Here is a 26,173-nt window from a genome sequence, read left to right on the forward strand (position 1 = left end):
TTATACCACCTCATTAGCCCATTTTTGATGTGCTGATACCGGGAGTGGCTCATTGTTCTGATCTTCGATCTCAGATTTTTTTCCACTTTCTTTATCAGTCATCGCACCACTTGGCTCTTTTGCGCGACCGGCAATCACATCTTTTAATGTTGCGTTGCTAGTTTCCAATTTGGTTACCTTCGATTGAGAAGCGGTTAATTGATTCTGCAAGTCCGCAAGTTTTGTATTAGCTTCTTTAAGATCTGCAGTCGCTTGTGCAGCATCCGAAATAAAACTTTCGGCTACAATGGTATGTCCCGTTATGCCGGCGACTGTTAAATCGCCATTAGCTTTGTCTAGATCTTCCTGTGAGATCTCTGTTTTGCCCGCTAAGGCTTCGATGTTTGGAAAATTCATACTTATTGATTTTTGAGAAGAAATTGTTTTAGGAGAAATAGAACCCTTCGTCTTAGAGAGTTCTCTTATTCTTTCGATAGCTTGAGCTTTGGTCTTATAGCCATCTATTAAACCGATCTTGTGTGCTTCATCAGCGTAGTAAAGCTTACCGGTCAACCAGTCATCCGATGTTAGCTTACCGTTGCGATGTTTTTTTATTACGGCAGTAAACTTGTCATTGATATAGTCAAGCTCATCCTTTAGAGCGTCGGTTTTCTTATTAAGAGCATCGATATAAACCTTATTCTTATCGGTTGACTGACGAGCATACACGTCTATAATGTCAACTCCGGCCATTTTAAACGCTTCTCTAAAATCATAGAGCCTTTGGTAAACGCCTTTAGATCCGATCATTGTTAATGGACCGTCTACGTAGAGCTCTTTACAGGCCGTTGCGATCCAAAGAGCGGCACTAGCGATATAACCATTATTTCCAAAGCCAACTACAGGTTTAGGAGCAGTATAGATCGTTTCGGCCAAAGATTCCGTTCCGTCCACCTGCCCGCCTGGACTATCGGTGTCAAGGAGAACACCTATGATATTAGGGCTGTTATAGGCTGCATTGAATTGCTCATTTAGTTCGTTCGTTCCATCGTCACACCAACCATAGTGCATTACCGGGCCTCTAAGAAGTATCTTCGCGATGGATCCGCTTGGTGCTTCCGAAAATCCCCGGTATCGATCGTATCTCACGGTACCGTCAGCGCTTATCGCAGACTTTTGAGAGTACTCTTCATCATCTTTATAGGAGTATCGACCGCCCTTCAACACATTAGCTATTAGAGGGATGTGGGATTCTATAAACGTATCATCAAGCAGCCAACGGCCACGCATGATTGCAGATATGACTTTAAATTCGCTCATCTCTGCAATATTAGAGGCCAGTGGAGGGCTTAAAAACGACCAAAAAAACAGCTATCGCATATAATATGGTGCCTTCTTTAAGCTTTCGCCAAAGAATTCGAATGAATATCCCCTGGAGTCGCCTACATTTTGACCTGAATTAAAACTCGATGTAAATTCTAATGGCTCATGTAATCCTACTATTCGGAGCTTACCCATCATGTCTTTAGTAATTATAACATGTCTTAATTGCTCCATTTCTTCAAACAGAAGGGTGATTTCCGGAAGATCTCCAGGCATGAATCCTTTTAATGAAGGTTCGCAACTAGTTCCTGGATCGTCGGAGTTGCCTTTCTCTGTGAATTGTAGCGTTTCAAGCGTAGAATAGCCTTTTAGCCATTCATATCCACTCTTTAATTCAATCGGCGTATTGATAATTTTCAAATCAATATCAGGTACTGTTTTTACCTGATATCTAGGTATAAACAGAAAGGTGGACAAACCTGCTAAGTTCATCTTCGGATTAGTGGGAAAGTTCGTGATCATACGAACAAAAGAGGGGAGGACATAGCCTTATCTAAACGACAAGTGTATAAAAGATACTCATGCAAGTAAAGCGACAATTTGCATACATTTTTTTACTAACTGATAATCAATTCGTTGCGCTCTTTTCTGTGACGTTCGTAAGATTTTGCCAAAGTTTTGTAGCTTAAAACGTCCTCATTTAGGTTTCTTTTTTCTCGCCAGTCCAAAATAGCCTGTTGTACTTTCTCCTGGTTAAGCTGATGATGAAACAACATATAGTCGTAAAAGTCATCGTACATTATGCGAGTGACAAAGTAATTAAAGTCTCGTTGCTTTTCGTTCGAAAAGTAAAAACCCTTTAATCGAAACTTGCTTTCGGTTAACTGGATCCTTAGCACATCATTATAAGCACTGAGGTCTACTTTCTTATCTAATAGTTTATCGGTTTCCGCATTATATCGGCTTAAGCAATTGTCCAGGAACAAGCCGAATTTATTTTTGCGAGTAAGGACGAACGGATCCACTGGTAATTTGGAACTAAGATATAGCTTAACTTCTTGACTAACAGCTATAGGTAAGGTTACAATCATGATATAAAAGTAACGATTTTTTCTCACATGTGAGAATGTTATGTGCCATATGGAAATGCCTTGTAAACTTTAATACTAGCTCTAGGATACTCTATTTTTTACGGAACGTGTTCCAAAGCTCCAAAGTGTTCCAAGCGTTCCAAAGTGTTCCTAATAGCTTAAAAAGTATTTATATAAGTTTAAATACAATAGACATATATTATGTTCGTTATTTGGAACATTGGAACAATAGGAATAATTTTCTTTCTATTAGCAAGAATGTACTTGAACCGATTAAAAAATAAGTTCAAAACATAGCCTATTGCAGGCTATGTGCGTTATTTTTCTTAATAATAATTTTGATTTTGTTTTTTACCCGATTTTGGATCGGATTAGGAATGGAAAGGAACGGTGCGGGAAATTAAGCGTTTTGCTTTGGAATGTTTGGAACGGATGTCAAATCGAAAATCTATTGTTTAATTAATGTGATCATTTTATTCCCATTAGTTCGCTCACTAGACATACTCGTTCGTTCACTATTTGGTTTGAAGACATAGAACCCAGTGAGGTCAAAATGGCTTCGTTGAGCCTCTTGCGGAATATTTGCATAATTAACTTTATCCAAATAGACGAAAAATATTCCTTCGGTTAGGTTGTACGCTCCGAACCTAATCTCATATGTATGCCATGTCGTGACGGTGATGCGATTTTTGTCTATCCCAACGGTTATTTCTTCAATGGGAGTAAACGTCCCGGTTTCGTTCGGGTCTGTTCGTTCACTATAGGTAAGTTGCCAAGATCCCTTTAAAAAGTCGAGGTCGTTCAGATCGATCCATTCAGAAATACGAGCAAATGCTTTTTTATATTTTTCATGTTCGTCGTTATACATTTTTAAATATTTTCCGGATTCTTCGTTGTTCTTCTTTATGTTTTCAGATAGCGAAATGATTGTGCTCTGAGTTTCATCATTATATTTTTGGAGCTCGACAAGCATTTCAATAGGTACATACCTCCCTTTGTCAATTTCACGGATTGCTAATTCATTTTCCTTTTTTTTCTTTGCTAAGAACTCGTCGATTTTGTTCCTTACGAAAGGCCATCCGAATGTATAGAGTAATGCAAATCCCATCGGAATAACATAGTTGTACCATGCATTTGCATAACTATCAATCAAAGTCCGGTAAGACTTAAATCCGTATTTCTCTATATTATCTGCATTATACCAAACAAGTCCAATAACGATCTCCCAGTTCCAAAATAGCCAAGAGACAATGAATGAAAAAAACAATGGACTGCCTAAGCGTTCATTGACTTGAGAAATGAATGATTGTTTTTCTGACATATCGGTTTAGATTTTAATTCACAAACAAAATGCAAAAGAGGAAAAAATTCGTTGTTTTATTTTAGTACTAGCTTAATATTTATTCCTTCCAGACCATCTATCTAAATTTTTGATAATAAAGTATAAATACGCGGAAAAAAGTATTCTATAGGAGATGGAAAGTCCGTTTTTAGTTCTTGTATAAACCTCCTTAAATGTTAAATTAGGTTCCGTAAATTCACCTTCCGTATAACAATCCATGCAAAAATTTTGATTATAGGATCCATCTTTATTCTTGCCTTTTGGTCTTACGGCTGTAAAACGCCTAGCACATGATTGACACCTGATGGGACCAATGGTATTTCTTACTTCATACATCAATTTCCTATCGTTCGTCATTTGTATATATAAAAGTTGTATGAATCCTATGAGTGCAACAGATAATCCAATAAACTGCAAGTATAGGTATATATCCTTCCGAATGTCTCTACTTTGTCTTTCTAGCTCGAAAAATTTTTTTTTAAACTCATGGTCTTTCAATGAAGCGCCTAGATGCTTATTTACTCGTTTGTATACCCTGAATTTAGGTGCTAAAGAGTCACTAACCGCTGTTTCATTTTTGTTTTTTGAAATGACCCTTGTAAATAAAAGTAACGAATCAGTCTCCTTTATTGGATTTTTAACACCGTTTCTAGTAGACAAGATATCTGACTCATACAACAATTCGTCTTTCATATCGTCCGCTTTTCTGCTTTCTTCATGTAGACTATCAAGATACTTACTGTATTCAGAATTTGTCACGGCAAACTTTTCATCTAATTTATCGGATTGTATTTGTGAGTATCCAACGATAAAAAGACCTATCGCAACTAATATTTTGTAAACGTTATCGGGAATAGTTGGCATCATATAAGTTTAGATTTTTCACAAATTAAGCGAAAAAATGAGAAAACAAAAAAGCCGGATCATAGTCCGGCTTTTCTACTCTCTTTTATATTTTGCTATCGGTCGTCGTAACTCGCTAGTATCTCTGATCACTTTTCTAGAAGTGTCAATTTGATGCCGATCTCGATCCTTTAAAATTTCAGGTTCGAATCTATCATCATCACATGCTTTCATTAACAGCCCGGCTATTAAACAAGCTCCATACATTAGTAGTCTAAGTCTCATTGCGTATGAATTTAATTGGTGTAATATCTTTTTTATAGATATCGGGGAGGCACGGATGGCCACCATTTATTTTAATAGTCTTATGTTGTTTTCAGATAATTCCTTTATCGATTCGGGATTAATAAGGTCTTTGATTTTTTCATTAATGGAGCAGATACCCTTAATAGCATCAACAAAAAATTTAGCAATGTTTTCATTGTATTCAATTTCGTTCAATTTCCCATTTTCGTGGGCAATAGAGGTTAGGCCTTGTAGCCATCTAAGGTAGTACCTGCTATCGTCACTTGAGATCGTACCGCTACCAAATTCGGAAAACGCTTCATACTTATCGATAGTCTTTCCATTTTTGAAACGGTAGGTCTTTTTAAAATAAGGCTTTGCAAATATTTTAATTCCAAAAGGACTTCGCTCAGTTGCATTTTGTCTTTCAGTTCCTTCTTTCCACTGGTAGTTCTCTCCAACCCATCGACCGTTGGGAACAATGCCACCATTATCATCGATGCAATAACTACAATTGGTTATTATAGAGTATTTTATTACAATTTTCTCATCGATAAGTTCTGAACTGACATACATTTCACAATCGTTTTTGATCTGATCATATATCCCATCCATTGTTTTTGATTTGTAATAACCAGGCTTACTTAGCCTATTCGTATTCAAGGGAATTTCGGCCCATTTAAACTTTTCAACTGTATCAAAAGGGATAGTTGTTGAAAACCATCCCTCCGACGAAACGTGCACATCAAATTCAACCTGAATGCTTATACTCTTGTCGATAGGGGATGTTACGAGTATCCGATTCTTTTTTAAAACCGCCATTGTATAGTTTCTTTTCTTTTGTATTTCAAATGTTAATATCTAAAATCTGTGAAGTGAATGATTCCTCCGATAAATGGGGATGGGAAATCAAACCAGTCGTAAAAGTCGTACTTATCTAGACCATCGTTGTGAGCAATAGTGTCGATATGAGATATGCCGTAGTCACATCCGTCAATAAAAAGTTTGGGTAATCTTGGCTCTGTAATTTCTAACGATTGCCAACCCGCTTTTTCAAACTGGACGATTTCAACTTGTTTAGATTTATAAGGCTCTCCTGACCATTCTCTGACGGACAATACTGCTATACCTGCATTAACCTCTCCAGTAATTTTTTTCCAACCTATTCCTAGTCGGATCGTGTGAATTTTTTGACCAGACAATATCTTTTCTTTAAAGTTTGTCGGCTTACCACATTTGGGATGATCACGCATAAACGTTTTGCTGATCATAAGTACATAGATTTTCTTTTTAGAAGGTTTGATCATGATCGTTTTCTGTCTTTAATAATTGGTTTAAACTTTTCTATATGTTGTTTATATCTCTCAAAACTTCTTAAACCAAGTAGGCAATCGCATCTCTTACAGCGAGTCTCCCTAAAGGTTTCTCCTGGGTACATAGGAATAGGATGAGGATATTCTACAATTGTTGGCTGATGGCCACGAATTGAGCAGGTCAATTTTTTTAGTATGAGGTTCATGTTATGGTAATTAATTGTTTATTCTTAAATAACTCATCCATCTTACTGGCGGGTTTCTGAAATACCCTGAAATCCTTTTCATCTAGGATATCTACAGTGACCAGGACATTAGATTGAACATCGGCATCTGCAAAGAGCCTGTAACCCTCTTGAGTTTTGTACTCCAAAACGATTCCCGATGCACCTTCGTAATGCAAACCGGCTATCGTGAATGTTCTCGCCTGTGCGTCGGTAAATCGTTGACCTAGATAGTAAGATGGTGATGTTGCCTTCATTTATGCCTCCGTCCAATCGCCTTCAACAGCATTGGCTAATAGTGCCTCTACGTTGATGATGTCTATTTTACTTGCTTGTATATCTCGGTAGACCCTCTCCCCGGAACCCCTCTCATTGTAGAGGCCTTTGACCTTAACCGTAGTGCCGACTTTCAATCTGTCATTCATATCCAACTGATTCGTCCATACGTCGATGTAATCAACCTTCATCACATCGAACCCATCCTTTTTATAGGATCGATCGATCTTTATTTTGAAATGGGATTTTAATACACCTGATGTGATTTCCTTCACTTCTGCTGCCTTTCCAGTTATCTCCCCGGTAAATGTTTCTTCCCGACCAGGAATATCTTCATCGATTATTAAGTTCACATTCATTGCATCGTAGTCGAAAACGAAACTGGAAGTGATGGTGCTCTTTCCGTTTTTCGATCGGAAGGAACTGCTTTTGTTATTACCTAAATAGTAAGGTTGATCTTTCATGTAGGTAAGGATCGTGTCGTAGTTAAGCCCGGTTTTACCGGTTTGGGTGCGGAACTCTTTTAAGTATAATGGGTGTACGCTATTCAACCGGAGGAATAACAGACGTTTCGGTTCATCAAACACTTGCTTCTTAGTGTTAGTACCATCGGGGCCAACATCGGCGCGACTGATCAGTAAGGAAACCTCTTGTACGGTTTCAATTTTAAAGTCGAATCCAGGTTCTATCATTTCCTGACCTACCATAAATTCGAGCATCTTCCAGAAGTTGGCCAACGAATCGCTTTCACTTATCATTGAACTTAGTTTGATGATCTCACTTTTACAGTCTTCGAAAAACTGATCATAAGTAAACGGAAAATGCATCTTATCAATCAGGATCTTGACCATGCCTAATAACGTGCAGAAGTTTTTTTGTATCCTGGTCTTTACGTGGATTCCATCCTTGTTGATGGATTTCGTCATCTCTTTCATTACTTCGGAGAATGATGATGCGTAGTTGTCACTAACCTCTTTTCTGAACGCAAGCATTTCAGTTAAGATCCCTGATAAACCATTTTTTTCGTAACGCTTTAATTTCTCGTAATTAGCTACTTGTTCCTGGGTTCGGTTGTTGTTTTCTTTGAATGCTCTCGGAATCGATCTAGACAATACGGATGCATCATCTTTGGTTGATAGATACTGGCCGATCAAAACAATAAAGCAATTGACCTCCATTGAAGTTGTTCTGTTTTTTCGTCCCGTACCTTTTTCTCGACCTTCACCATCTGCTGCAGCTTTTATTCCTCTAAACCATTCCTCCTTAATAGCATTCTCATCAAACTCGTTTAGAACAACGGGGCAATTACGAAAGCGTCCTAGTCGATTCCAAAATGCAAAATCGGTGCCCTGGTTGAGGTTGAATGCGGGCATATTGTTGAAGAATAAATTGCTAAACGATTCGCCAAATTTAGATTTACCGGCTTGTACGGCTCCGTAAGGATATAAGTGCGGACAATAATTATCGACCTCGTAAACGATATCGCGAAATAGTGCAACGAACGAACAGGCAACGGCATACCAACCATGAATATCATATACCTTACACATTAAAGTAGCCCATTCCGAAAAATCAATCGGCGCTTGTTGCCAGGTTAGATACCGATCATTCTTAAGCGCATCGTCTTCTTTCCTAACTTCGCGTTGGATGTTACTGGCTGCCATACTTAGATAGTTCGTTTCGCCGACGGCGACAAAACCATACTCGTTGAAGCTTTGCAAGCTGTCGGTAAACACTTTGTTGCTGTACGCCCAAAATCCTTCCTGTTGCCATCCCAACGTCTTAAGCTCATAGCATTTTGGATATTCCTTTAGATATACTGCTTTGAGTTTATTGAGATTGCTTTTTGTGAATCCGTCCTTAAGAAAAAAGACACCTTTATTCATTAGAATTGATTCGAATTGGTCAACGGATGTAAACGCTTTCGAGGGGAGTTCCATCACGGTTTTCGAAACACCGTTGTTAACTTCCGTCAAACGCCTATTTTCATTATCATCTTCACTGTAGACGTGGATCAGCGGTTTCATAGTAAAATTCGTTAGCTGTCTGCAGCCGTCGGATCCCATATGAAAATATATCCCGGTATGCTCGTACCCGTCAACTTTACTATCAAAACCAAGTTGATAAAAGCGTTTTGCCTCTATCCAAGAGGGGAGGCCGTTCTCCTTCTCTCGTAACTCCTTTTCCTTTTCTTCCCTTACGTTGATCAATTCCTTGATCCGTTTCGTAATCCGACCAATTTTTATTTTGTGGTTTTTGGATATCCTGCTTGCGTAATCTTCCTGTAGGCTTTCGGATGGTAAAAAGGAAATGACCTCAGCTATCTCCGCAATAGCATTGTCTAAAGCTTCAATATCGTCCTCAGCATTGAAAAGCAGATAGTCTGCTTTATACATAATGCCGTTCTGCTTGTTCTCTTGTATATATTCAAATACAGGGTTATCCATGTTAGGTTGTATATATTTAGTAGCCCTTCATTAAAAGAAGCTTGTCCTTTTCTTTATCATAAATCACACTGGTTTCCATAGGTAGGTAACTGCGAGCAAAAGAGTCGGGATCTTCATCCTCCGGGAGCTCGCATACATCAACGCTCAATCCTGCTTGCACTAAAATGTCAATTGATTTTAGCATCGATCTAATCCCGGCGTCATCGCCGTCGGCAAAAAGTATCACCTTGCTGCAGATACGCTTAAGTTTTTGCGCATGCGATTCAGTTAGGGCGGTGCCACACGTGGCAACGGTGTTTTCGATGCCTGATTGATGCATCATGATCACGTCGTAATAACCCTCTACCAAAATGGCAGTATCCATTTTACGAATCGCTTTGTAAGCTTGGTTAAGTCCGTAAAAAGTTGATTCTTTCCTGTAAACAACAGATGCTTTACTGTTTAGGTACTTCGGGTTTTTGCTATCGCCATCGTTTGGCTTCCTTCCGCCGAATCCGACGATTCTACCGTTTTCATCTTGAATGGGGAAGATGATTCGGTTACGGAAAGTATCAAAGGTCTTTTCATCTTTTCTCGTTATCAATCCTAATTCCTCTCCCGCCTGGTAATGCCCCTGCTTCATCATCTTTTCGGTAATAAATCGCCAATCATCCGGAGCATATCCTACTTGAAAAGAAAGCAAGCTTTCGATCGTTAGCCGACGGCTCGCTATCAATTCTATATTGGCCCAATGGTTATGTGGTAAATCAGCAAGTTGTTTGGAAAAATGTACTGCAGCGCCACGGTTAAGCTCATACAGCGAGGCTTTCTTTTCCTGCAGATCTTTATCCTCGCCGAACCCGGACGTTTCTTCCAATGTGATGTTCGCTTTCTTGGCTAAATGTCTAATGGCATTCGGAAAATCATAGCGTTCCTTTTCCATTACGATATCAACTGCACCTCCCGAAACGCCGCAACCAAAGCACTTATAATAACCCTTGCCTGCGTTGACGTGAAAGCTTGGGGTGCTCTCATCATGGAAAGGGCAACAGCCGATATAGCTGCTACCTCTTTTGTGTAGATCCGGGACGTACTCCTTTACGATCGATAACAGATCCGTAGTGTCTTTAACTTCATCTATTGACTTTTGCGTTATCATTGCGAGTTTGTTTATGGGGCATTAATACGATTAGGTCTTTGAATGGAATTTTTACCATCATTAATTTGTTGAGACACCATTTAGATACCGTCAGGCTTTTACACCATTCTGTGGGGATCCCGATTTTGAAAATTGTTTTCGAATCGTTTGTGATATATAACTCATCCCGATAAGATGAAATTTGGTAAATGAAGTCCCTATGGGATGCATATGTATAGGCCTTGAAATCTGTCTTAGTTGTGAAAAGGACTCCTTCTTTTACTTTGTCATAGGTGAATTTGGCGGTTTTTTCGAATAGAAGACTTAAATCTTTAACTCTGTTTTCTACAATGTCGCCCTTGTCTAATTTCACGGTAGCTATGTCGCTTCCTGACATAAAATTCGGTCTGTCTGTAAAGGCGTCTGCTATTTTTACAATGGTCCCAGGTTCGCCATCACCAAAGGATATCTCCTCAGGATCACTTGCTAAAACTCGCTGTCCTTTTACTAAGTACTTAGAATAATCAATCATGGCAAAGGTTGAATTAGGTGTGCAGCTTGATTTACTTTATGGGATATCTCCACCAATTTTTTATCGGCAATTTTCATTGCTCGAACGAAGGTTGGATTGTCTCCGTCGCCATTATCCCACATAATGGCCATTTTTGCTTTACTGGCGGCTTCCTCTATTTCCGCAAATAGCGTAATAGTTGCTAATATTCTTTCTGCGTTCATTATTCAAAGGGTTTTTTGTTAGAAAGGTTGTCAAAGTTTCCGCGGGCTTTTTTTATGGCTTCATAACATTTTGCCATACCGAACATTGAAATGTCGCCATTGAGATCCGATACCTTTGACATTAGCCATTCCAGGCATTCCAACAGATCTTTAGAGGCTGCGAATAATTTAGCGGTGTTTAATAGTTCCATTCCGCTAGCGCTACTTATATTACCGATGTGCGCAATGGTTGACCGTATTTGAGGATCTTCAATGTTGGGTATAAAAGCCTCTATTGTGATATCCCCGTTAGCATTAATAGCATCAACATATTGCCCGCTGATAAATTCATTACGTCCGTCTTTATAAAATAGCTCCACCTCCTCACCATGTTCGTCGCATGGGATCCACTTATGTTGTGTTTTTTCGCCTACTTTATTTAAATGTAGACAGAAGTCGTTTAACAAAATGAGAGATAATTTACCCCTATCGTTCGTAATCCGACCGTATCTTGTAGGATCTACCGGATTCAGCAACTTGTAAACCTTGTCTTTGGTTATCCATCCGCCATTAGATACCGGGCTTTTTACGTACTGTAGATTTTCAATTGATATTTTTTTCATATTAAACCTCCGATCCATTTAAAGAAGTAAACTGCAATTGTTATTACTGCTGCAGACGCAACAGGAGTTCCGACTATATAAGCAAGCGTCACAAGATTTGATGCCGGTTCTTCCTCTTCGTGCTCGACGTGTGTATACGTGACATTATCCATTTTCAACCTCCTCCACTTGAAACCGTTCGTGTTCAATCTCTATCCTATCAAAGGAAACAAGTTCGATCCCGTCAGATCCATCAGGGATAGACCAACCTTCTAAATCCCGAAACGAAGCAATGATGCCCGAGATGTTGTATCTAGGGTTTTCAATAGCTAGATATAAAACTTGTCTTGCCAACTGTTGTAGAAATGTTTTGATGTAATCGCCCTCATTTTCTTCTAGCCTGGTTTCCCATCCTACCCAAAACTCTACCATATATTTAATTATGTCCTTAGCGTAAAAAGATTCTGACCCTGATTGACTTATCAGATGATCTTCATCGATGGCGATCGTACATTGCCAGTCGAAATCGGTATTCGTTAGTTGATAAATGCGTTTCATATTTTAGTTTTTCTTATACCAGTTTGGGTTATAGTCGTTCACTTTCAGATACCATATGTGCATCCTTGCCCCAATAAACTCTTTTATTTTTCGGTATTTATCAGGCACATGCTGACGAAGTTGGCCTTGATAAAGCCGTAGTTTTTTACGGAGACTCTTAATCATCAATTCCTTTTCGCTGACGCACTTTTCATGATCAGCTCGCAAAATCGTGTTGTTTGCATTCACAATATTTGAAAGAGCCCTAAAGGGAGGTCCAATCTTTGCGGCTATCAGAGCCGAAATATTTTCCTTGTTGAAGCACCTCTCGTCCATTATAGATTCGGCAATTGAATCAGCCAACGCTTTGATATTAGTGTCTCTCATAGAAATTAAAAACTTGAATTGCGTGCTTGGAACCGGGCAATTACTTGTGCCGGATCTGCACCGGGCCTAAGGGTGATTTGGGTTTTGTTGTCAAGTTGAAGTACACGACCGTCTTTCGAACTCATATACGGCGTGAAAGGTTTACGGACATATTCTTGCTTTTTTTCCGGCTCCTTGTTCATATCCGGCTTTCGCTTTTTCTTTTCTGCTTTTTTCTGCTTGGCTAGTTCCTCCTGACGCCTTTTTGAAGCTTCTTTTTGTTCGGCGGTTAATGTAGGTCGACCGATTTTTGGTTTCGCTACGGTATCTGGTCTTTTGAAGTTGTTATAAAGCCTCAACTTCCTAGCCTGATTGCACAAATCCTCCTCCGAAACTCGGAAGTACGAAGCTATTGAGGAGATGAAGTTGGGATTGAACTTTTCAATCAGTTCGAGCTTGCGCTCATCTGTCCATTTTCGTTTCATGTACCTCATAACCCGCGCCTCCTTCTCCTGTAAATTCTACGTTGGTGAATACGTCCAATGCTGTATCCTATTAGCAACCAGGTAAGCATTGAGATAATGATTGTTGATGTTGCAAAAAGTGCCATAACCATTTTATATATAATCAATGCCTTCTTCGATATCTTCATCGTCATCATCCCGATCTACAGGTTGCCCGATGACTTTCTGTTGCAATGCTTTCTCCTGAAACTGCCGTATATCCCACGAATCGATAGGCTTAGTATTCAGTTTGTCGGCCATAAATATTGCAACATCCTCGCTCACGGGGTTGATGGCATAGATGGCTGCATGGTTAAAAAATCGTGTGAAAGCCGGATTTACACTTGTTTCCGGAACATCTACTCGGAGCATATTTGTACCGGCTACATTTTGCTCAGTGCAGCGCCCTGCAATCTTGCTATGTCCGAACAGTTCAACAATGCACCATAGGTCAAATTTTTCGGTTGTGTTATTCATAATATTTCAGTTTTGATTGTTAATAGAATTACCGCAAAAAGGGCAATATTTGATTTTTAGAGTTATAGCCATTTTCTTTTGGCTAAGCGAGGATTTGAATGTTCCTATTTGTAATACACCTGGACGGACAACTTTCATTGGGATGTTTACATCCGATATCCAGTAATCTTCCGGTATAGACTTACTCACTTTTTCTAGTGCCTTTGAGAAGCAGAGGCAGGAATGGCTTTTTTCGCTAGCTCTATTCTCCGAATCATCAATCTGCTTTGCTGCATTATAAATAGCCGTTTTTTCATAGATCATTTTAGAGAGAGAGGTGAAAGCAGCACTGTTCACAGGAAGGTGCTTTAAAAAGCGTTTTTCGGCTTCAATTTCTTGTCTAAGTACTTCCAAAAGAGATTCCATTGTTTAAAATTTTTAAAGTTGATTTTAAAGCCCCGATGCAACTTACGGGGCTATGTTCCAAAATAATGTTGCGTCATTATCCAAATCTCCAAATCGATCATACACAAGGGGCTCAAAGAACTACGTTGCGACGCTTCCCTATCCACGCTCTTTATGTCCTAGCCTTGCGTCTATGCTCAAAGGAGTATACCCGGCAAAACTCAATCATTGGTAAAATCAGTTCTTCGTAATGTTTATAATATTTAGAATTGGGCAGGGGGGAGGTAGTCTTAAGTGCACCCTCCATCCAATAGATAGCAGCCATTACTACAACAACACGAGCGGATTGCAATCTGTCGACCTCTCGCATTATCCGATCTAACTCATACAGCTGGGTGTATTTTGACTTATCGTCCGGAGCAAAGTGAGTTAATATGAATTGGCGCTGCTTTACATACTTGCTAAGCGTTTCTAACAAAAAGGCTTTTACCTTTTTGTTTATGAAATTGTTGATCTGGTGATCAGTGGTTGCAGTTATCGCGTCCACCTTACGGTGTGCCCTTTTTGGGTACTTAAGTGCAATGTCGATTGCTTCTTTAGAAATGTTGAATGTGCGATCTATTGTTATCATGGCATTCAGTTTAATTGTTTAGCAAAAGCAAATACAGCCAGCTCGGCCATGCGACCGTAGCCAACTTTTTTCTTTATGTTTTGGATATGAGTTTTAATTGTTAGCTCAGATGTATGGGTTTCATAAGCGATTTCTTTAACGGTTTTTCCATAGCGGATAAGTTTAAGTACCTGAGTCTCGCTTTTCGTTAAGGATCCATTGTCGGTTTGAGGTAACTTGCATACAAGAAATTCTCCTGGACAATTACCGCGCTTTCCGCAATCAAAGTATTCTATGTCCCCTAGTTTCCCGTTCTCGTCAATGTCATGGAAGTGATCGAACCCGCCAAACATGCAATATGTAAACTGCTTGAGGCGATCTTCTTGGTCAATTTTACCCATTAGGGTTAACCCTTCGTGAACATCATCGTCGCTATTATCGAGCGATTCTTGCAGGATCTCTTTTGTACGGTCAGAAAAATCTTCAAATGAATATGTTTGACCACCGGTTAAGCAATGAGGCTCATCTCCGTTAGCGAATATTTCAACCTTATTGCATACCAGTCCTGCAGGAAAGTGAGGGATTTCCAATGTTTTAATCATTGTACGAGGTTTCTAAGTTTTTGAATCCGCTCCTTATTCTTTTCGTCCCTGGCTTGTTCCTCAATCCGATGCTCTTCAATTATCTCCAACGCGGTGTCGATAACCGCGCCTCGCCATTTCTCATTTTTTCGCTCGCAGTTGAGAATTTGTGATACCGTACTATGCGGGATAGTAAGCTTTTCGGCTATCTTGGCGACTCCACCGTAAGGCAGCGCCTTTTTGATTTCTGCGATTTCTTTATCACCCATAATTGTCTACTGTATTTAGAGTATATGCTATAAGTTACAACTTTGGTACCTTTGCGTTACAAATGTGTAACTAAAAACTGTAATTGGCAAGTTAAGGTGACACTTTTGCAACCTAAATAGCCGTAAGAATCTGACTGTTAGGGAAATAAAATTTGCATTTTTGTAACATGGATTTATCAATTGGAGAAATTATAGGAAACGCAATACGCGAAAATGGCCTGTCTGTAACCTACGTTGCACAACAGATGGGAATGTCACGTAAAGGTATCACAGAGTTACTCAAACGTGACGATATGACTTTGAGCCAAATCAAAGCCTTTTCCAAAATTTTGCAGAAGGATTTTATTCAGATTTATAAAGACAAGATAATCCGGGAGGATGATCTGTCGTTCATGGGAGTGGCTTCGGAAAATGGAGAACCTTATAAAACAAACGGACGTAAACCAAAAGCCAGGATCTCGGAACTCACCTTACAAGTTAACATTAGCGGTGCATTTGAGAATGTACAGTCGGAATTTATCGGGTTCCTGGATCTAATGAAAGCCGAAGCGGAGAAGAGAGGATTGCATCTAACATAGTCCGTTTTCCAACATTGCTAGTAACAAAGTTTGTAACTATCTAATAATCAATAATTAATAGACATCGGCCCTGGGTACTAAAACCGAAAGGCAGCAAGTTTTTAACTTGCTGCCTTTTTCATATCCCCAAATAGCTGTTTCGGACGATTCGTTAATTCATGGTAAACTTCAAAAGAATTCTTTTCAGCCAGTTATGAGCTAACTTACCTCATTTAAATGACACCATTTATTGAGATCCTTTAATTGGTTAAGGAGACAAGTCCTACGACAAGTTATTAAAGATTATTATTTTTATTCCACGCACATATCCGCAAGACAATTGTTTGGAACTGTATAAGGCATCATGTAAAATTGATAATAAGCGAGCCTTCTGTTTAGTCAATTAACGGATAAAAGCGAAGAAGACGTTTTATAACATAGAAAAAATGAAACCAAGAATTTCTGTATTAACCATTGGTGTGGACGATCTCGAGAGATCGTACCAATTTTATCATGAAGGCCTGGGCTTACCTTCGGACGGAATTATAGGGCAAGAGTTTGAGCATGGCGCAGTAGCGTTCTTTGATCTTCAAAGCGGTGTAAAGCTGGCAATTTGGCCAAGGAAGAGTATAGCGCATGACACGGGTATCCGGTTGCAACATTCTTCCGCTACCGAATTTACAATCGGACATAATGTTAGCAGTAAAGAAGAAGTGGATTTCATTATGGAGCATGCTGATAATGCGGGTGCAAGAGTCATTAAGCCTGCTTCCGATACTTTTTGGGGCGGTTATGCAGGATATTTCCAAGACCCGGACGGTCATCTTTGGGAGATTGTTTATAACCCCGCTTTTCTCCCTGAGGTTTAATATGAAGCCGTATTGGTCGACATTATCGGGCATAAAAAAACCTCACTTTGGGGAAGTGAGGTAAAACTACTGTTTTTTAATCAACCTAACCTAATGTGTAAAATGAAAGTAAGTGCCTTTTGATATAAAAACTGATACGAAGTAAATCGTTTTTTTTCAGGATAAAGAAATTTTTACACAGAAAGGTGTTTTTCTTACACTAAAAGGTTTTTTGGTGGTACGAAATGTCTATTTCCCGATATTTTTTGGCGTGAAGCCGTATTTTTTCTTGAAAGCTTTACTGAAATGATGAACATACTTGTAACCCATTAAATAGGAGGCATCCGTTACATTATGCTCGCCCTTTTGCAATCAGGTGTAATAGTCTACAACGCCAGAAAAGTTGATTAAGAAAAACCTTCATTTTTAATGTAGGATCCTTGAGAATTTACCTATTTTGACTAACTATTTTTATTTTTATCGTGGGGTATGCAAAATAAAGACGTTAGCATTGAATTGTTAATCATCGCTTGTTCAGCGGGAGGAATGATGCTTTTAATGGATTTGTTGTCTAGCTTGAAGGAAGATGTCGGCTTTGCGGTGTTGGTCATTGTTCACCGAAACGAAAAGTATGCAAGCTCGTTGGAACAAATGGCACAGCATAAATGTGTACTTCGGGTGAAATCGGCAGAAGAAAAAGAAACATTACAAGCAGGTACAGTTTATTTTGCGCCAGCAGGATATCACCTATTAATTGAAAAAGATCGCAGTATATCTTTAGACGCATCAGAACCAGTCCATTACTGTAGGCCGTCTATTGATGTCAGCATGCAAAGTGCCGCCGAAGTTTATAAAAAATCACTGGTGGCAATCCTATTGTCAGGAGCCAATAGGGACGGCGCCGAAGGCCTACGAGCTGTTTACAAGTATGGCGGCAAGACCCTTGTACAGGATCCGAGTGCCGCATTGGTTGATGTAATGCCGCGGGCGGCCATTGAAACAGGTGCTGTTACCGCAGTTCTTTTGGACGGACAATTGAAAGCATATTGTAAGAGCTTAGTTGAAGAAAATTAATGCTCCTATTATCAATGTGTTAACTTTTTTTGAATATTTTGTTTAAAAAATATTTGGAGGGAATGCCTTAATGTGTTAGTTTTGCAGTCCAAAATAACACTAAGTACTGCGGAAGTGGCGTAATTGGTAGCCGCACCAGACTTAGGATCTGGCGCCGAGAGGCGTGGGGGTTCGAGTCCCTTCTTCCGCACTTGATTCCTCCCGACAATATCGGGAGGAATTTTTGTATTAAGCATATTAAAACGCAACTAATGAACATTTCACAGGAGAGAGTAGACGACCTGAATGCAGTTATCAATGTAGAAATTACCCCTGCAGATTACACGGATCGTGTAAACAAAGCAATAAAGGAACAAGCAAAAAAGGCTAAGCTCCCGGGGTTCCGTCCTGGCATGGTGCCGGCTTCCCACATCAAAAAGACTTATGGTAAAGCGATTCTTTTTGATGAAATTAACCGGCTGGTAAGCGATAGTTTAAATAACTATCTTACGGAGAATAAAGTAGAGGTGCTTGGTCAACCGCTTCCAAAAGAGGGCTCTGAGTCTTCTTATAATTGGGATTTCAATGATGAGTTCAAATTTCAATACGAAATTGGTTTGGCACCGGCTTTTGAAGTGCCATTTAGTGAAAAAGACAAGGTGACCCAATATGATATTAAGGTAGATGATGAAACCTTGGCTTCGCGTATCAAAAATCTTCGTAAGAGCTATGGAAAAATGACGAATCCGGAAGTGTCAGAAGATGGAGATGTTTTATATAGCACATTAACGCAATTAGATGCTAGCGGAAATGCTTTAGAAGGCGGAATATCGAATACAGCTTCCGTGCGTACGGATCTTGTAGATGATAAAAAGATAAAAAAGTCTTTGATCGGGCTTAAAAAAGACGATGAGGTTAAAATCGACTTAAAAAAAGCATTCAAAGACGATACGATAGCGCGCATCTTGAATATAACGGAAGAGGAGGCAGCAGCTTTAACCGAAGGAACTTTCAAGTTGGTTGTGAAAAATGTAAACCGCTTGGAGGAAGCTGATTTAAACCAAGAGCTTTTTGATAAACTTTTTGGTAAAGATGAAGTGAAAACCGAAGAAGAGTTTAAGGCTCGTGTCACTTCAGAGGTTGAGTCGATGCTTGTTCAAAATTCTGATCAACGTTTACAACAAGACCTTTACAACTTGGGAATGGAAAAAGTGAATGTACAATTTCCTGATGAGTTCCTGAGAAAATGGTTAAAAGCGACTAACGAGAAATTGACCGATGAAGAACTTTCAGAAGGCTACGACGATTTTGTTAAAAATTTAAAGTGGACCTTGATTGAAAATAAAATCATTACGGAAAATAAGCTTGAAATCAAATACGAAGAAGTTTTTAAATTAGCTAAGGAGCGTATCGCGGCCCAATTTAAAATGTACAGTCCCGAGCCAATCAGCGAAGAACAACTAGCGCAGTATACGGTTCAATTTCTGCAGGATAAGGAACAGGCGAACAGACTGTTCGAAGAGGTAAAAGCCTTGAAGGTTTTTGATTTCTTAAAAGGTGTCGTGAAGCTGAATAAAAAAGAAATAGACTATAATAAGTTCCTGGAATTAAAGTAAGTCGCATAATTTTTTAGAAAGCCATCCGTTTGAAAAATGGGTGGCTTTTTCTATTGTCGCTAAGTTATATTTTGTCAGTTTTTTATTTCGGATAAGGCATTCTGTCAGTTTTGATCGTTCAATGTCGTGTTAAGAATGCTTGGCGCATTCTTTGATACCTGAAAGTAAAAAAATAGTATTCACGCAAGCTATCATTCGAGATTCTAGAATTAATCTTATATATTAGCTAGGCAAAAGGCAAAAATCATGAGTATAGATAAAAATGAATTTAGAAAATACGCTGTTAAACACCACGGTATAGGAAGTCAACATGTGGATAGTTTTATCAATCGGGTAGAGCAACAAATGCCGGTGTCGCTGACTCCTTATATTATTGAAGAACGCCAGCTAAACGTCGCCCAAATGGACGTCTTCTCGCGTTTGATGATGGATAGAATTATCTTTTTAGGAGATGCTGTAACCGATCAGGTGGCTAATATAATTCAAGCTCAGTTATTGTTTTTACAATCTGCTGATGCACATAGAGACATACAAATCTATATCAACTCACCAGGTGGTAGCGTTTATGCAGGTTTGGGTATCTATGATACCATGCAATATATTTCACCGGATGTAGCTACTATCTGTACCGGCATGGCTGCTTCTATGGGTGCTGTATTGCTAGTTGCAGGTGCAAAAGGAAAACGCGCTGCGCTAAAACATTCACGTGTAATGATTCATCAACCTTCAGGTGGTGCACAAGGTGTTGCTGCTGATATGGAAATCAATCTACGTGAGATGTTAAAGCTTAAAAAAGAATTATATCAGATAATTGCTGATCATTCCGGACAGTCTTATGATTGGGTAGAAAAGGCATCAGACCGCGACTTTTGGATGACGTCGGGCGAAGCAAAGGAAAACGGAATGATCGATGAAGTGTTATTAGGAAAGAAAGATAAATAAAATGGCAAAGAACCCGAGAGAAGTTACTTGTTCATTCTGTGGTTTACGCAAGTCAGAGACCTTGATGCTTATTGCAGGCAATGATGCACACATCTGTGATCGGTGTGTCGCCCAAGCGAACGAGATCTTAGCTGAGGAGCTGACATTGCGTAAAAATAAGAGTGTGCAGGCCGCACTTAAGTTATTAAAGCCAGCAGAAATAAAGTCGCATCTCGATCAATACGTTATCGGCCAGGATGATGCCAAGAAAGTGCTATCAGTTGCGGTCTATAACCACTATAAACGATTGAATCAGAAGGTGGAAAAGGATGAAATTGAGATTGAAAAATCCAATATCATTATGGTTGGCGAAACAGGTACCGGCAAAACACTTTTAGCAAAGACAATTGCAAAAGTATTAAATGTGCCTTTTTGTATTTGTGATGCGACCGTTCTAACAGAAGCTGGCTATGTGGGTGAGGACGTTGAGAGCATTCTGACCCGACTTCTTCAAGCTGCTGATTACGATGTAGCTTCCGCTGAACGAGGGATTATCTATATAGACGAAATTGATAAAATTGCCCGTAAAAGTGATAATCCGTCGATTACGCGAGACGTGTCGGGCGAAGGAGTTCAGCAAGCTCTTCTGAAAATCTTGGAAGGAACGGTTGTAAATGTACCCCCACAAGGTGGTCGTAAACATCCGGATCAAAAAATGATCGCCGTGAATACTAGCAATATTTTGTTTATTTGTGGCGGTGCCTTTGATGGAATTCAGAAAAAAATTGCTAACCGTATGCGTACGCAAACAGTTGGCTATAAAATGAATAGCGAGCATGCCGAGATTGATCTAAATAATCTTTATAAATACATTACACCTCAAGATTTAAAGGCTTTTGGATTAATACCGGAGCTAATCGGTCGTTTACCGGTAATTACCTATTTGAATCCGTTGGATCGGGAAGCGTTGTTGAATATTCTCACTGAACCAAAGAATGCCCTGGTCAAGCAGTACAAGAAATTGTTTGACTATGAACATATCGATCTTCAATTTGATACGGAGGTATTCGAGTTCATTGTTGATAAAGCCAACGAATTCAAACTGGGGGCTAGAGGACTTCGAGCGATATGCGAAGCCATTATGCTAGACGCGATGTTTGAAATCCCTTCGCGGGAAAAAGATGACGGTGGAGAGCTTTATATTAATCTCGATTACGCAAAACAAAAATTCGAGAAGTCAGATTTGAAAAAGCTGCACGTAGCTTAAAAAAATCCCCCGCACAAAACGGGGGATTTTTTGTATATTGTTATGAGGGTTGAGTCGTTAAGTTGTTGAGTCGTTAAGTTACCACTCAACTATCACCCTACTCAACTGGTTCCTAAAAAGAAAACGATGACTAAAACAGTAAAAGAAGTTGAATCGGCGGTAAAACCCGGTTTAAAGAATAAAGAAGATATCGTAAAGAATTGGTTGCCACGGTACACGGGGCGCCCCTTAAATGAATTTGGAGAATATATCTTATTGACGAATTTCTCACATTATGTAAAATTGTTTTCGGAATGGCATGATAACGCACCGATTTATGGCCTGGATAAGCCTATGCAGAGTGTCTCGGCCGCTGGTATCACAATTATCAATTTCGGTATGGGAAGTCCGGTTGCAGCCACCATTATGGACTTACTCTCCGCTATACAACCGAAAGCAGCCTTGTTTTTAGGAAAGGCCGGTGGCTTGAAAAAGAAGAATAGTATTGGAGATTTGATTTTGCCGATCGCCGCGATTCGTGGAGAGGGGACTTCTAATGATTACTTACCTCCGGAAGTGCCCGCTCTACCTGCTTTCGCACTTCAGAAAGCGATATCCACTACTATTCGGGATAATAGTTTAGACTATTGGACCGGCACTGTCTATACAACCAATAGGAGAGTTTGGGAACATGACAAGGATTTTAAGAAATACCTAAAATCTTTAAGGGCAATGGCGGTAGATATGGAAACTGCTACCATATTTACAGTTGGATTCGCTAATAAAATACCGACGGGTGCATTGTTGTTGGTGTCTGATCAACCAATGATTCCGGAAGGTGTAAAGACGCAGGAAAGTGACTCGTCCGTAACGGCAAACTTTGTTGAAACCCACTTAAAAATTGGTATCGATTCTTTAAAACAGTTGATCAATAACGGGTTGACAGTGAAACATTTGAAGTTTTAGTCCCGTTGCCAGCGCGCAGCAAGCGTCGGCATTAATCCGATAGCTGAAAGCCGATTTCTGTTAGCTATTATAAATTGCTATGTTTGTATATAATCTATTAAACTTGTAGAGAATGTGGTACAATAATATTCTGGAGACAATCGGTAATACACCCTTGGTAAAGTTAAACAAGCTAACCAAAGATGTTAAGGCAACTGTATTAGCTAAGATAGAGACAACTAATCCAGGTAATTCGATCAAAGATCGAATGGCTATCAAAATGATTGAGGATGCGGAACGCGCCGGGTTGTTAAAGCCAGGTGGAACGATTATCGAAGGCACATCGGGTAATACCGGAATGGGTTTGGCAATTGCGGCAGTTATTAAGGGTTATAAGTGTGTTTTTACGACGACCGATAAGCAGTCGAAGGAAAAAATAGATGCACTGCGCGCTTTTGGGGCAGAGGTGATTGTGTGTCCGACCAATGTCGAGCCTGAAGATCCCCGTTCTTATTATTCCGTTTCGAGCAGACTTGAGAGAGAAATCCCCAATGCATGGAAACCAAACCAATATGACAATCTTTCCAACAGCCACGCGCATTATGAGCAGACCGGCCCTGAAATATGGGAACAGACAGACGGAAAAATTACCCATCTATTGGTTGGTGTTGGAACAGGCGGCACAATAAGTGGCGCTGGGAAATATCTAAAGGAGAAAAATCCAGCCGTCAAGATATGGGGCATTGATACCTATGGATCGGTGTTTAAGAAATATAAGGAAACAGGCGTCTTCGATAAGAGCGAGATCTATCCCTACATTACCGAAGGGATAGGGGAAGATTTTTTACCTCGAAATGTTGATTTCGATGTTATCGATCATTTTGAAAAAGTGACGGATAAGGATGCAGCGTTGATGACGCGCGAAATTGCACGGCAGGAAGGTATTTTCGTTGGAAATTCCGCTGGCGCGGCCATTGCTGGCTTATTGCAGTTAAAAGATAGCTTAAAGGAAGGGGATTTAGTAGTTGTCATTTTTCATGATCATGGCTCCCGTTATATGGGAAAAATGTTTAATGAAGATTGGCTGCGGGAGCGAGGATTCCTTAAAGACAAGAAATTGACAGCGGAACGCATTTTAAAGAAAAGGGGACAACAGGAGATTATAACAGTAGATGGAGAACAGTCTGTAATCGAGACGTTTAATACAATGAAGACGCTCAATATATCACAAATCCCTATCACGCAACAAGGAATGGTGGTCGGCAAAGTCACTGAATCGGATATATTGAACGCACTCTTGGAAAATCCAAGTGTGAAGTCCGGAAAGGTACAACAGATTATGACGGCACCTTTTCCTTTTGTTGATCTCAATACCTCAATTGACCGACTTTCATCACTTATCAATAAAGATAATAACGCCGTATTGGTGGAAGATGAGGGCGGTAAGCTCGAGATCATAACCCAATATGATATTATCAATGCTATTTCGGCTGGTTAGATGAGAGGAGGTGTCAGGCTTAAGCGGGTATGAGGTATAGGGTATAAGGTATAAGGTAGAGGGTATAAGGTTACCTTAAGCCCTACGCCTTATACCTTACATCGTTCAATGCAGTGGTTTTCCTTCAATTCGTTTGATTTGAGCGCCGAGCGCCAGGAGCCGTTTATCAATGTGTTGATAACCACGTTCAATTTGCTCAATATTATAAATAACGGATCTTCCTTGAGCGGATAGGGCGGCGATCAGCAAGGAAACTCCCGCACGTATATCGGGTGAAGTCATTTCGATTCCCCGTAATTTGAATGCTTTATTCAAGCCGATGACCGTTGCGCGATGAGGATCACATAAAATAATCTGTGCGCCCATGTCGATTAACTTATCGACAAAGAACAAGCGGCTTTCAAACATTTTCTGGTGAATTAACACATTCCCTTTGGCTTGTGTAGCTACGACAAGTACAATGCTTAACAAGTCAGGCGTAAAACCTGGCCAAGGTGCATCTGCGATGGTGAGGATGGAACCGTCTATGAAGGTCTCAATTTCGTACGAATCTTGGGCCGGAATATAGATGTCGTCGCCCCGTCTTTCCAGTTTTATCCCTAGTCGACCAAAAACCGTCGGAATAATCCCTAGCTCATCAAAATGAACATCCTTAATGGTGATTTCTGACCCGGTCATCGCGGCTAAACCAATAAAGGAACCTATTTCAATCATATCGGGAAGCATACGGTGTTCCGTTCCTGTCAAATAGTCGACCCCCTCAATGCTCAACAGATTGGAGCCTATACCGGAAATCTTAGCGCCCATACGATTGAGCATTTTGCACAGCTGTTGCAAATAGGGCTCACAGGCGGCATTATAAATCGTAGTTGTACCTTTTGCCAAAACAGCGGCCATCACAATATTTGCCGTGCCGGTTACGGATGCCTCATCCAAGAGGATATAAGTTCCGTGCAAATTAGTCGCATCGATATTAAAAAAATGGTTGTCCTGATCATAATGAAACCGAGCTCCGAGTTTTTCAAAACCTAAAAAATGCGTGTCCAACCGCCTTCGTCCTATTTTGTCTCCACCTGGTTTAGGAATGGCAGCTTTGCCGAAACGAGCGAGTAGAGGGCCAACGATCATAATAGAACCGCGCAGGCTTCCTCCCTTAGTTTTAAACTCTTCTGACTGGAAGTAATCAATATTAATGTTCTTTGCTTCAAATGTATAGGTGTCATCACTGATCCGTTCGATAGCTACTCCAAGATCACCTAAAAGCTCGATGAGTTTGTTAACATCTTTAATGTCAGGTATATTGCTGATCGTCATTTTCTCGGGCGTAAGCAATACAGCTGATAATATTTGGAGCGCCTCATTTTTTGCTCCCTGCGGAGTGATTTCTCCTTTCAGCGGTTTTCCACCGTAAATTTCAAATGCATTCATTCAACTATCCTAATCGATAAAAATTAAACCGGCCTTTATCTTGACATCGTTAGATACAGGCCGGTTGTTAAAAATATGTGGATAGCGATTTAGAAACGTTTACGCTTCTTGTTACCGCCATTATTCTGATTTTTATGCTGCTGCTGCCGGTTTTTCTGGCCGCCACCACTTTGCTGGTTACTGCTAGTATTACTTTTTGTGCGATTACCTGGAGGCGGTGTTTTGAATTCCAGTTTAGTTAAGTTCACATCTTCATCGAGCACTAATTGACCATTTGACATTTCTTTCAAATCGTCAACGATGTGGTCGTCACTGACAGAATCTTTATTCCAGGTTACATAGGCCATTTTCATGAAATTGGCCATTGCCTGTACCATTGTTTTTTTACGTTCCGGATCTTCAATCTTCTTGGCCTTTTCAATCATTAACTCAATGATATAACCGTAATGCTTGTATTTAATGCGATGCTGCGGATAATTCAACGTTTCCGGCTTTGCATGTATAGCACCTGGCGTAGGCTTGGGATAAGGCGAATCTACGTCAATTTGGAAATCGGAGATAATGTGCAAGTGATCCCAAAGTTTATGTTTAAAATCCGATACATCCCTTAAATGCGGATTTAAAAAGCCCATTAGGTCGATGACAACCTGCGCGTGCCGGTTGCGTTCTTCCTTCGTGGGGAGGGTGCAGATATAAGCCACCATGTTTTGAACATTACGGCCATATTCTGCCAATATTAATCTCTTTCGTGTGCTATTATAGTCAAATTCCATATTTC

At 39.9% G+C, this 26,173-nt stretch carries 31 protein-coding genes and 1 tRNA gene; 9 read left to right on the top strand and 23 right to left on the bottom strand.

Annotation, left to right across the window (positions count from 1 at the left end; genetic code table 11):
* The 21 genes from ACH11B_RS16245 to ACH11B_RS16345 all read right to left on the bottom strand — a co-directional run bounded on the left by ACH11B_RS16245 (position 1) and on the right by ACH11B_RS16345 (position 15,283).
* On the bottom strand, positions 1 to 1,299 hold the full coding sequence (locus ACH11B_RS16245) for a S49 family peptidase (RefSeq protein ID WP_377609442.1): 1,299 nt from the start codon (positions 1,297 to 1,299) through the stop codon (positions 1 to 3).
* Between the two features lie 51 nt (positions 1,300 to 1,350).
* Entirely contained in the window at positions 1,351 to 1,824 is a 474-nt protein-coding gene (locus ACH11B_RS16250) for a hypothetical protein (protein WP_377609441.1), read from the bottom strand.
* Between the two features lie 95 nt (positions 1,825 to 1,919).
* Entirely contained in the window at positions 1,920 to 2,420 is a 501-nt protein-coding gene (locus ACH11B_RS16255; RefSeq protein WP_377609439.1) for a hypothetical protein, read from the bottom strand.
* Positions 2,421 to 2,841: 421 nt separating this feature from the next.
* Positions 2,842 to 3,714: a hypothetical protein gene (locus ACH11B_RS16260; RefSeq protein ID WP_377609437.1), complete on the bottom strand. Its 873-nt coding sequence runs from the start codon at positions 3,712 to 3,714 to the stop codon at positions 2,842 to 2,844.
* Between the two features lie 72 nt (positions 3,715 to 3,786).
* Positions 3,787 to 4,602: a zinc ribbon domain-containing protein gene (locus ACH11B_RS16265; protein ID WP_377609435.1), complete on the bottom strand. Its 816-nt coding sequence runs from the start codon at positions 4,600 to 4,602 to the stop codon at positions 3,787 to 3,789.
* Between the two features lie 327 nt (positions 4,603 to 4,929).
* Positions 4,930 to 5,685, bottom strand: coding sequence for a hypothetical protein (locus ACH11B_RS16270; RefSeq protein WP_377609434.1), 756 nt, complete (start codon positions 5,683 to 5,685; stop codon positions 4,930 to 4,932).
* 32 nt (positions 5,686 to 5,717) lie between these two features.
* On the bottom strand, positions 5,718 to 6,134 hold the full coding sequence (locus ACH11B_RS16275) for a hypothetical protein (protein ID WP_404273979.1): 417 nt from the start codon (positions 6,132 to 6,134) through the stop codon (positions 5,718 to 5,720).
* A gap of 244 nt (positions 6,135 to 6,378) precedes the next feature.
* A complete protein-coding gene (locus ACH11B_RS16280) occupies positions 6,379 to 6,657 on the bottom strand; it encodes a hypothetical protein (protein ID WP_377609431.1) in 279 nt (92 codons plus the stop codon).
* Positions 6,658 to 9,123, bottom strand: coding sequence for a hypothetical protein (locus tag ACH11B_RS16285; protein WP_377609429.1), 2,466 nt, complete (start codon positions 9,121 to 9,123; stop codon positions 6,658 to 6,660).
* Positions 9,124 to 9,139: 16 nt separating this feature from the next.
* Positions 9,140 to 10,261, bottom strand: a complete 1,122-nt coding sequence (gene dnaG, locus ACH11B_RS16290; protein WP_377609427.1) for a DNA primase — start codon at positions 10,259 to 10,261, stop codon at positions 9,140 to 9,142.
* Positions 10,236 to 10,772 carry a hypothetical protein gene (locus ACH11B_RS16295; protein ID WP_377609425.1) on the bottom strand — a complete coding sequence of 179 codons (537 nt, stop codon included), beginning with the start codon at positions 10,770 to 10,772 and terminating at the stop codon, positions 10,236 to 10,238. Before ACH11B_RS16295 ends, dnaG begins: the two co-directional genes overlap by 26 nt.
* Positions 10,769 to 10,975, bottom strand: a complete 207-nt coding sequence (locus ACH11B_RS16300) for a hypothetical protein (protein ID WP_377609423.1) — start codon at positions 10,973 to 10,975, stop codon at positions 10,769 to 10,771. The genes ACH11B_RS16295 and ACH11B_RS16300 overlap by 4 nt, the downstream gene beginning before the upstream one ends.
* Positions 10,975 to 11,577, bottom strand: a complete 603-nt coding sequence (locus tag ACH11B_RS16305; protein WP_377609421.1) for a hypothetical protein — start codon at positions 11,575 to 11,577, stop codon at positions 10,975 to 10,977. The genes ACH11B_RS16300 and ACH11B_RS16305 overlap by 1 nt, the downstream gene beginning before the upstream one ends.
* A 144-nt stretch (positions 11,578 to 11,721) precedes the next feature.
* Complete coding sequence (locus ACH11B_RS16310; protein WP_377609419.1) at positions 11,722 to 12,114, bottom strand: hypothetical protein; 393 nt, start codon at positions 12,112 to 12,114, stop codon at positions 11,722 to 11,724.
* A 3-nt stretch (positions 12,115 to 12,117) separates the two neighbouring features.
* Positions 12,118 to 12,480, bottom strand: coding sequence for a hypothetical protein (locus ACH11B_RS16315; RefSeq protein ID WP_377609417.1), 363 nt, complete (start codon positions 12,478 to 12,480; stop codon positions 12,118 to 12,120).
* 5 nt (positions 12,481 to 12,485) lie between these two features.
* The gene (locus ACH11B_RS16320) at positions 12,486 to 12,953 is read right to left on the bottom strand and encodes a hypothetical protein (RefSeq protein WP_377609415.1); all 468 of its coding nucleotides are present in this window, start codon (positions 12,951 to 12,953) and stop codon (positions 12,486 to 12,488) included.
* 123 nt (positions 12,954 to 13,076) lie between these two features.
* On the bottom strand, positions 13,077 to 13,439 hold the full coding sequence (locus ACH11B_RS16325; RefSeq protein WP_377609414.1) for a hypothetical protein: 363 nt from the start codon (positions 13,437 to 13,439) through the stop codon (positions 13,077 to 13,079).
* A 6-nt stretch (positions 13,440 to 13,445) separates the two neighbouring features.
* Entirely contained in the window at positions 13,446 to 13,844 is a 399-nt protein-coding gene (locus tag ACH11B_RS16330) for a hypothetical protein (protein WP_377609412.1), read from the bottom strand.
* A gap of 151 nt (positions 13,845 to 13,995) precedes the next feature.
* Positions 13,996 to 14,454 carry a hypothetical protein gene (locus tag ACH11B_RS16335; protein ID WP_377609410.1) on the bottom strand — a complete coding sequence of 153 codons (459 nt, stop codon included), beginning with the start codon at positions 14,452 to 14,454 and terminating at the stop codon, positions 13,996 to 13,998.
* 5 nt (positions 14,455 to 14,459) lie between these two features.
* Complete coding sequence (locus tag ACH11B_RS16340) at positions 14,460 to 15,035, bottom strand: response regulator transcription factor (RefSeq protein WP_377609409.1); 576 nt, start codon at positions 15,033 to 15,035, stop codon at positions 14,460 to 14,462.
* Positions 15,032 to 15,283, bottom strand: a complete 252-nt coding sequence (locus ACH11B_RS16345; protein ID WP_377609407.1) for a hypothetical protein — start codon at positions 15,281 to 15,283, stop codon at positions 15,032 to 15,034. Before ACH11B_RS16345 ends, ACH11B_RS16340 begins: the two co-directional genes overlap by 4 nt.
* 167 nt (positions 15,284 to 15,450) lie before the next feature.
* Between ACH11B_RS16345 and ACH11B_RS16350 the strand changes: the two genes are divergently transcribed.
* The 9 genes from ACH11B_RS16350 (at position 15,451) to ACH11B_RS16390 (ending at position 23,967) form a co-directional block, all read left to right on the top strand.
* Positions 15,451 to 15,861 (top strand): hypothetical protein, encoded by a 411-nt coding sequence (locus tag ACH11B_RS16350; protein WP_377609405.1) that lies wholly within the window; start codon positions 15,451 to 15,453, stop codon positions 15,859 to 15,861.
* Positions 15,862 to 16,286: 425 nt separating this feature from the next.
* The gene (locus ACH11B_RS16355; protein ID WP_013666188.1) at positions 16,287 to 16,709 is read left to right on the top strand and encodes a VOC family protein; all 423 of its coding nucleotides are present in this window, start codon (positions 16,287 to 16,289) and stop codon (positions 16,707 to 16,709) included.
* A 468-nt stretch (positions 16,710 to 17,177) separates the two neighbouring features.
* Complete coding sequence (locus ACH11B_RS16360) at positions 17,178 to 17,762, top strand: chemotaxis protein CheB (RefSeq protein ID WP_377609403.1); 585 nt, start codon at positions 17,178 to 17,180, stop codon at positions 17,760 to 17,762.
* 108 nt (positions 17,763 to 17,870) lie between these two features.
* Positions 17,871 to 17,952: transfer RNA gene (locus ACH11B_RS16365), tRNA-Leu, on the top strand.
* A 61-nt stretch (positions 17,953 to 18,013) separates the two neighbouring features.
* Positions 18,014 to 19,357, top strand: a complete 1,344-nt coding sequence (gene tig, locus ACH11B_RS16370; RefSeq protein ID WP_130857300.1) for a trigger factor — start codon at positions 18,014 to 18,016, stop codon at positions 19,355 to 19,357.
* A 246-nt stretch (positions 19,358 to 19,603) separates the two neighbouring features.
* Positions 19,604 to 20,299, top strand: coding sequence for an ATP-dependent Clp endopeptidase proteolytic subunit ClpP (gene clpP / locus ACH11B_RS16375; RefSeq protein ID WP_013666191.1), 696 nt, complete (start codon positions 19,604 to 19,606; stop codon positions 20,297 to 20,299).
* 1 nt (position 20,300) lies between these two features.
* Positions 20,301 to 21,545, top strand: coding sequence for an ATP-dependent Clp protease ATP-binding subunit ClpX (gene clpX, locus ACH11B_RS16380; protein WP_013666192.1), 1,245 nt, complete (start codon positions 20,301 to 20,303; stop codon positions 21,543 to 21,545).
* A gap of 126 nt (positions 21,546 to 21,671) precedes the next feature.
* Complete coding sequence (locus ACH11B_RS16385; protein WP_130857301.1) at positions 21,672 to 22,490, top strand: AMP nucleosidase; 819 nt, start codon at positions 21,672 to 21,674, stop codon at positions 22,488 to 22,490.
* 112 nt (positions 22,491 to 22,602) lie between these two features.
* Positions 22,603 to 23,967, top strand: a complete 1,365-nt coding sequence (locus tag ACH11B_RS16390; RefSeq protein WP_149105548.1) for a pyridoxal-phosphate dependent enzyme — start codon at positions 22,603 to 22,605, stop codon at positions 23,965 to 23,967.
* Positions 23,968 to 24,072: 105 nt separating this feature from the next.
* Here the strand turns inward: ACH11B_RS16390 and murA are convergent, their stop codons facing one another.
* Positions 24,073 to 25,395 (bottom strand): UDP-N-acetylglucosamine 1-carboxyvinyltransferase, encoded by a 1,323-nt coding sequence (murA, locus tag ACH11B_RS16395; RefSeq protein WP_130857303.1) that lies wholly within the window; start codon positions 25,393 to 25,395, stop codon positions 24,073 to 24,075.
* Between the two features lie 89 nt (positions 25,396 to 25,484).
* Positions 25,485 to 26,168 carry a DUF4290 domain-containing protein gene (locus ACH11B_RS16400; RefSeq protein WP_013666196.1) on the bottom strand — a complete coding sequence of 228 codons (684 nt, stop codon included), beginning with the start codon at positions 26,166 to 26,168 and terminating at the stop codon, positions 25,485 to 25,487.
* Positions 26,169 to 26,173 lie beyond the last annotated feature (5 nt).

It is taken from the genome of Olivibacter sp. EAT-5 (assembly GCF_044784325.1).
Classification (GTDB): domain Bacteria; phylum Bacteroidota; class Bacteroidia; order Sphingobacteriales; family Sphingobacteriaceae; genus Olivibacter; species Olivibacter oleidegradans.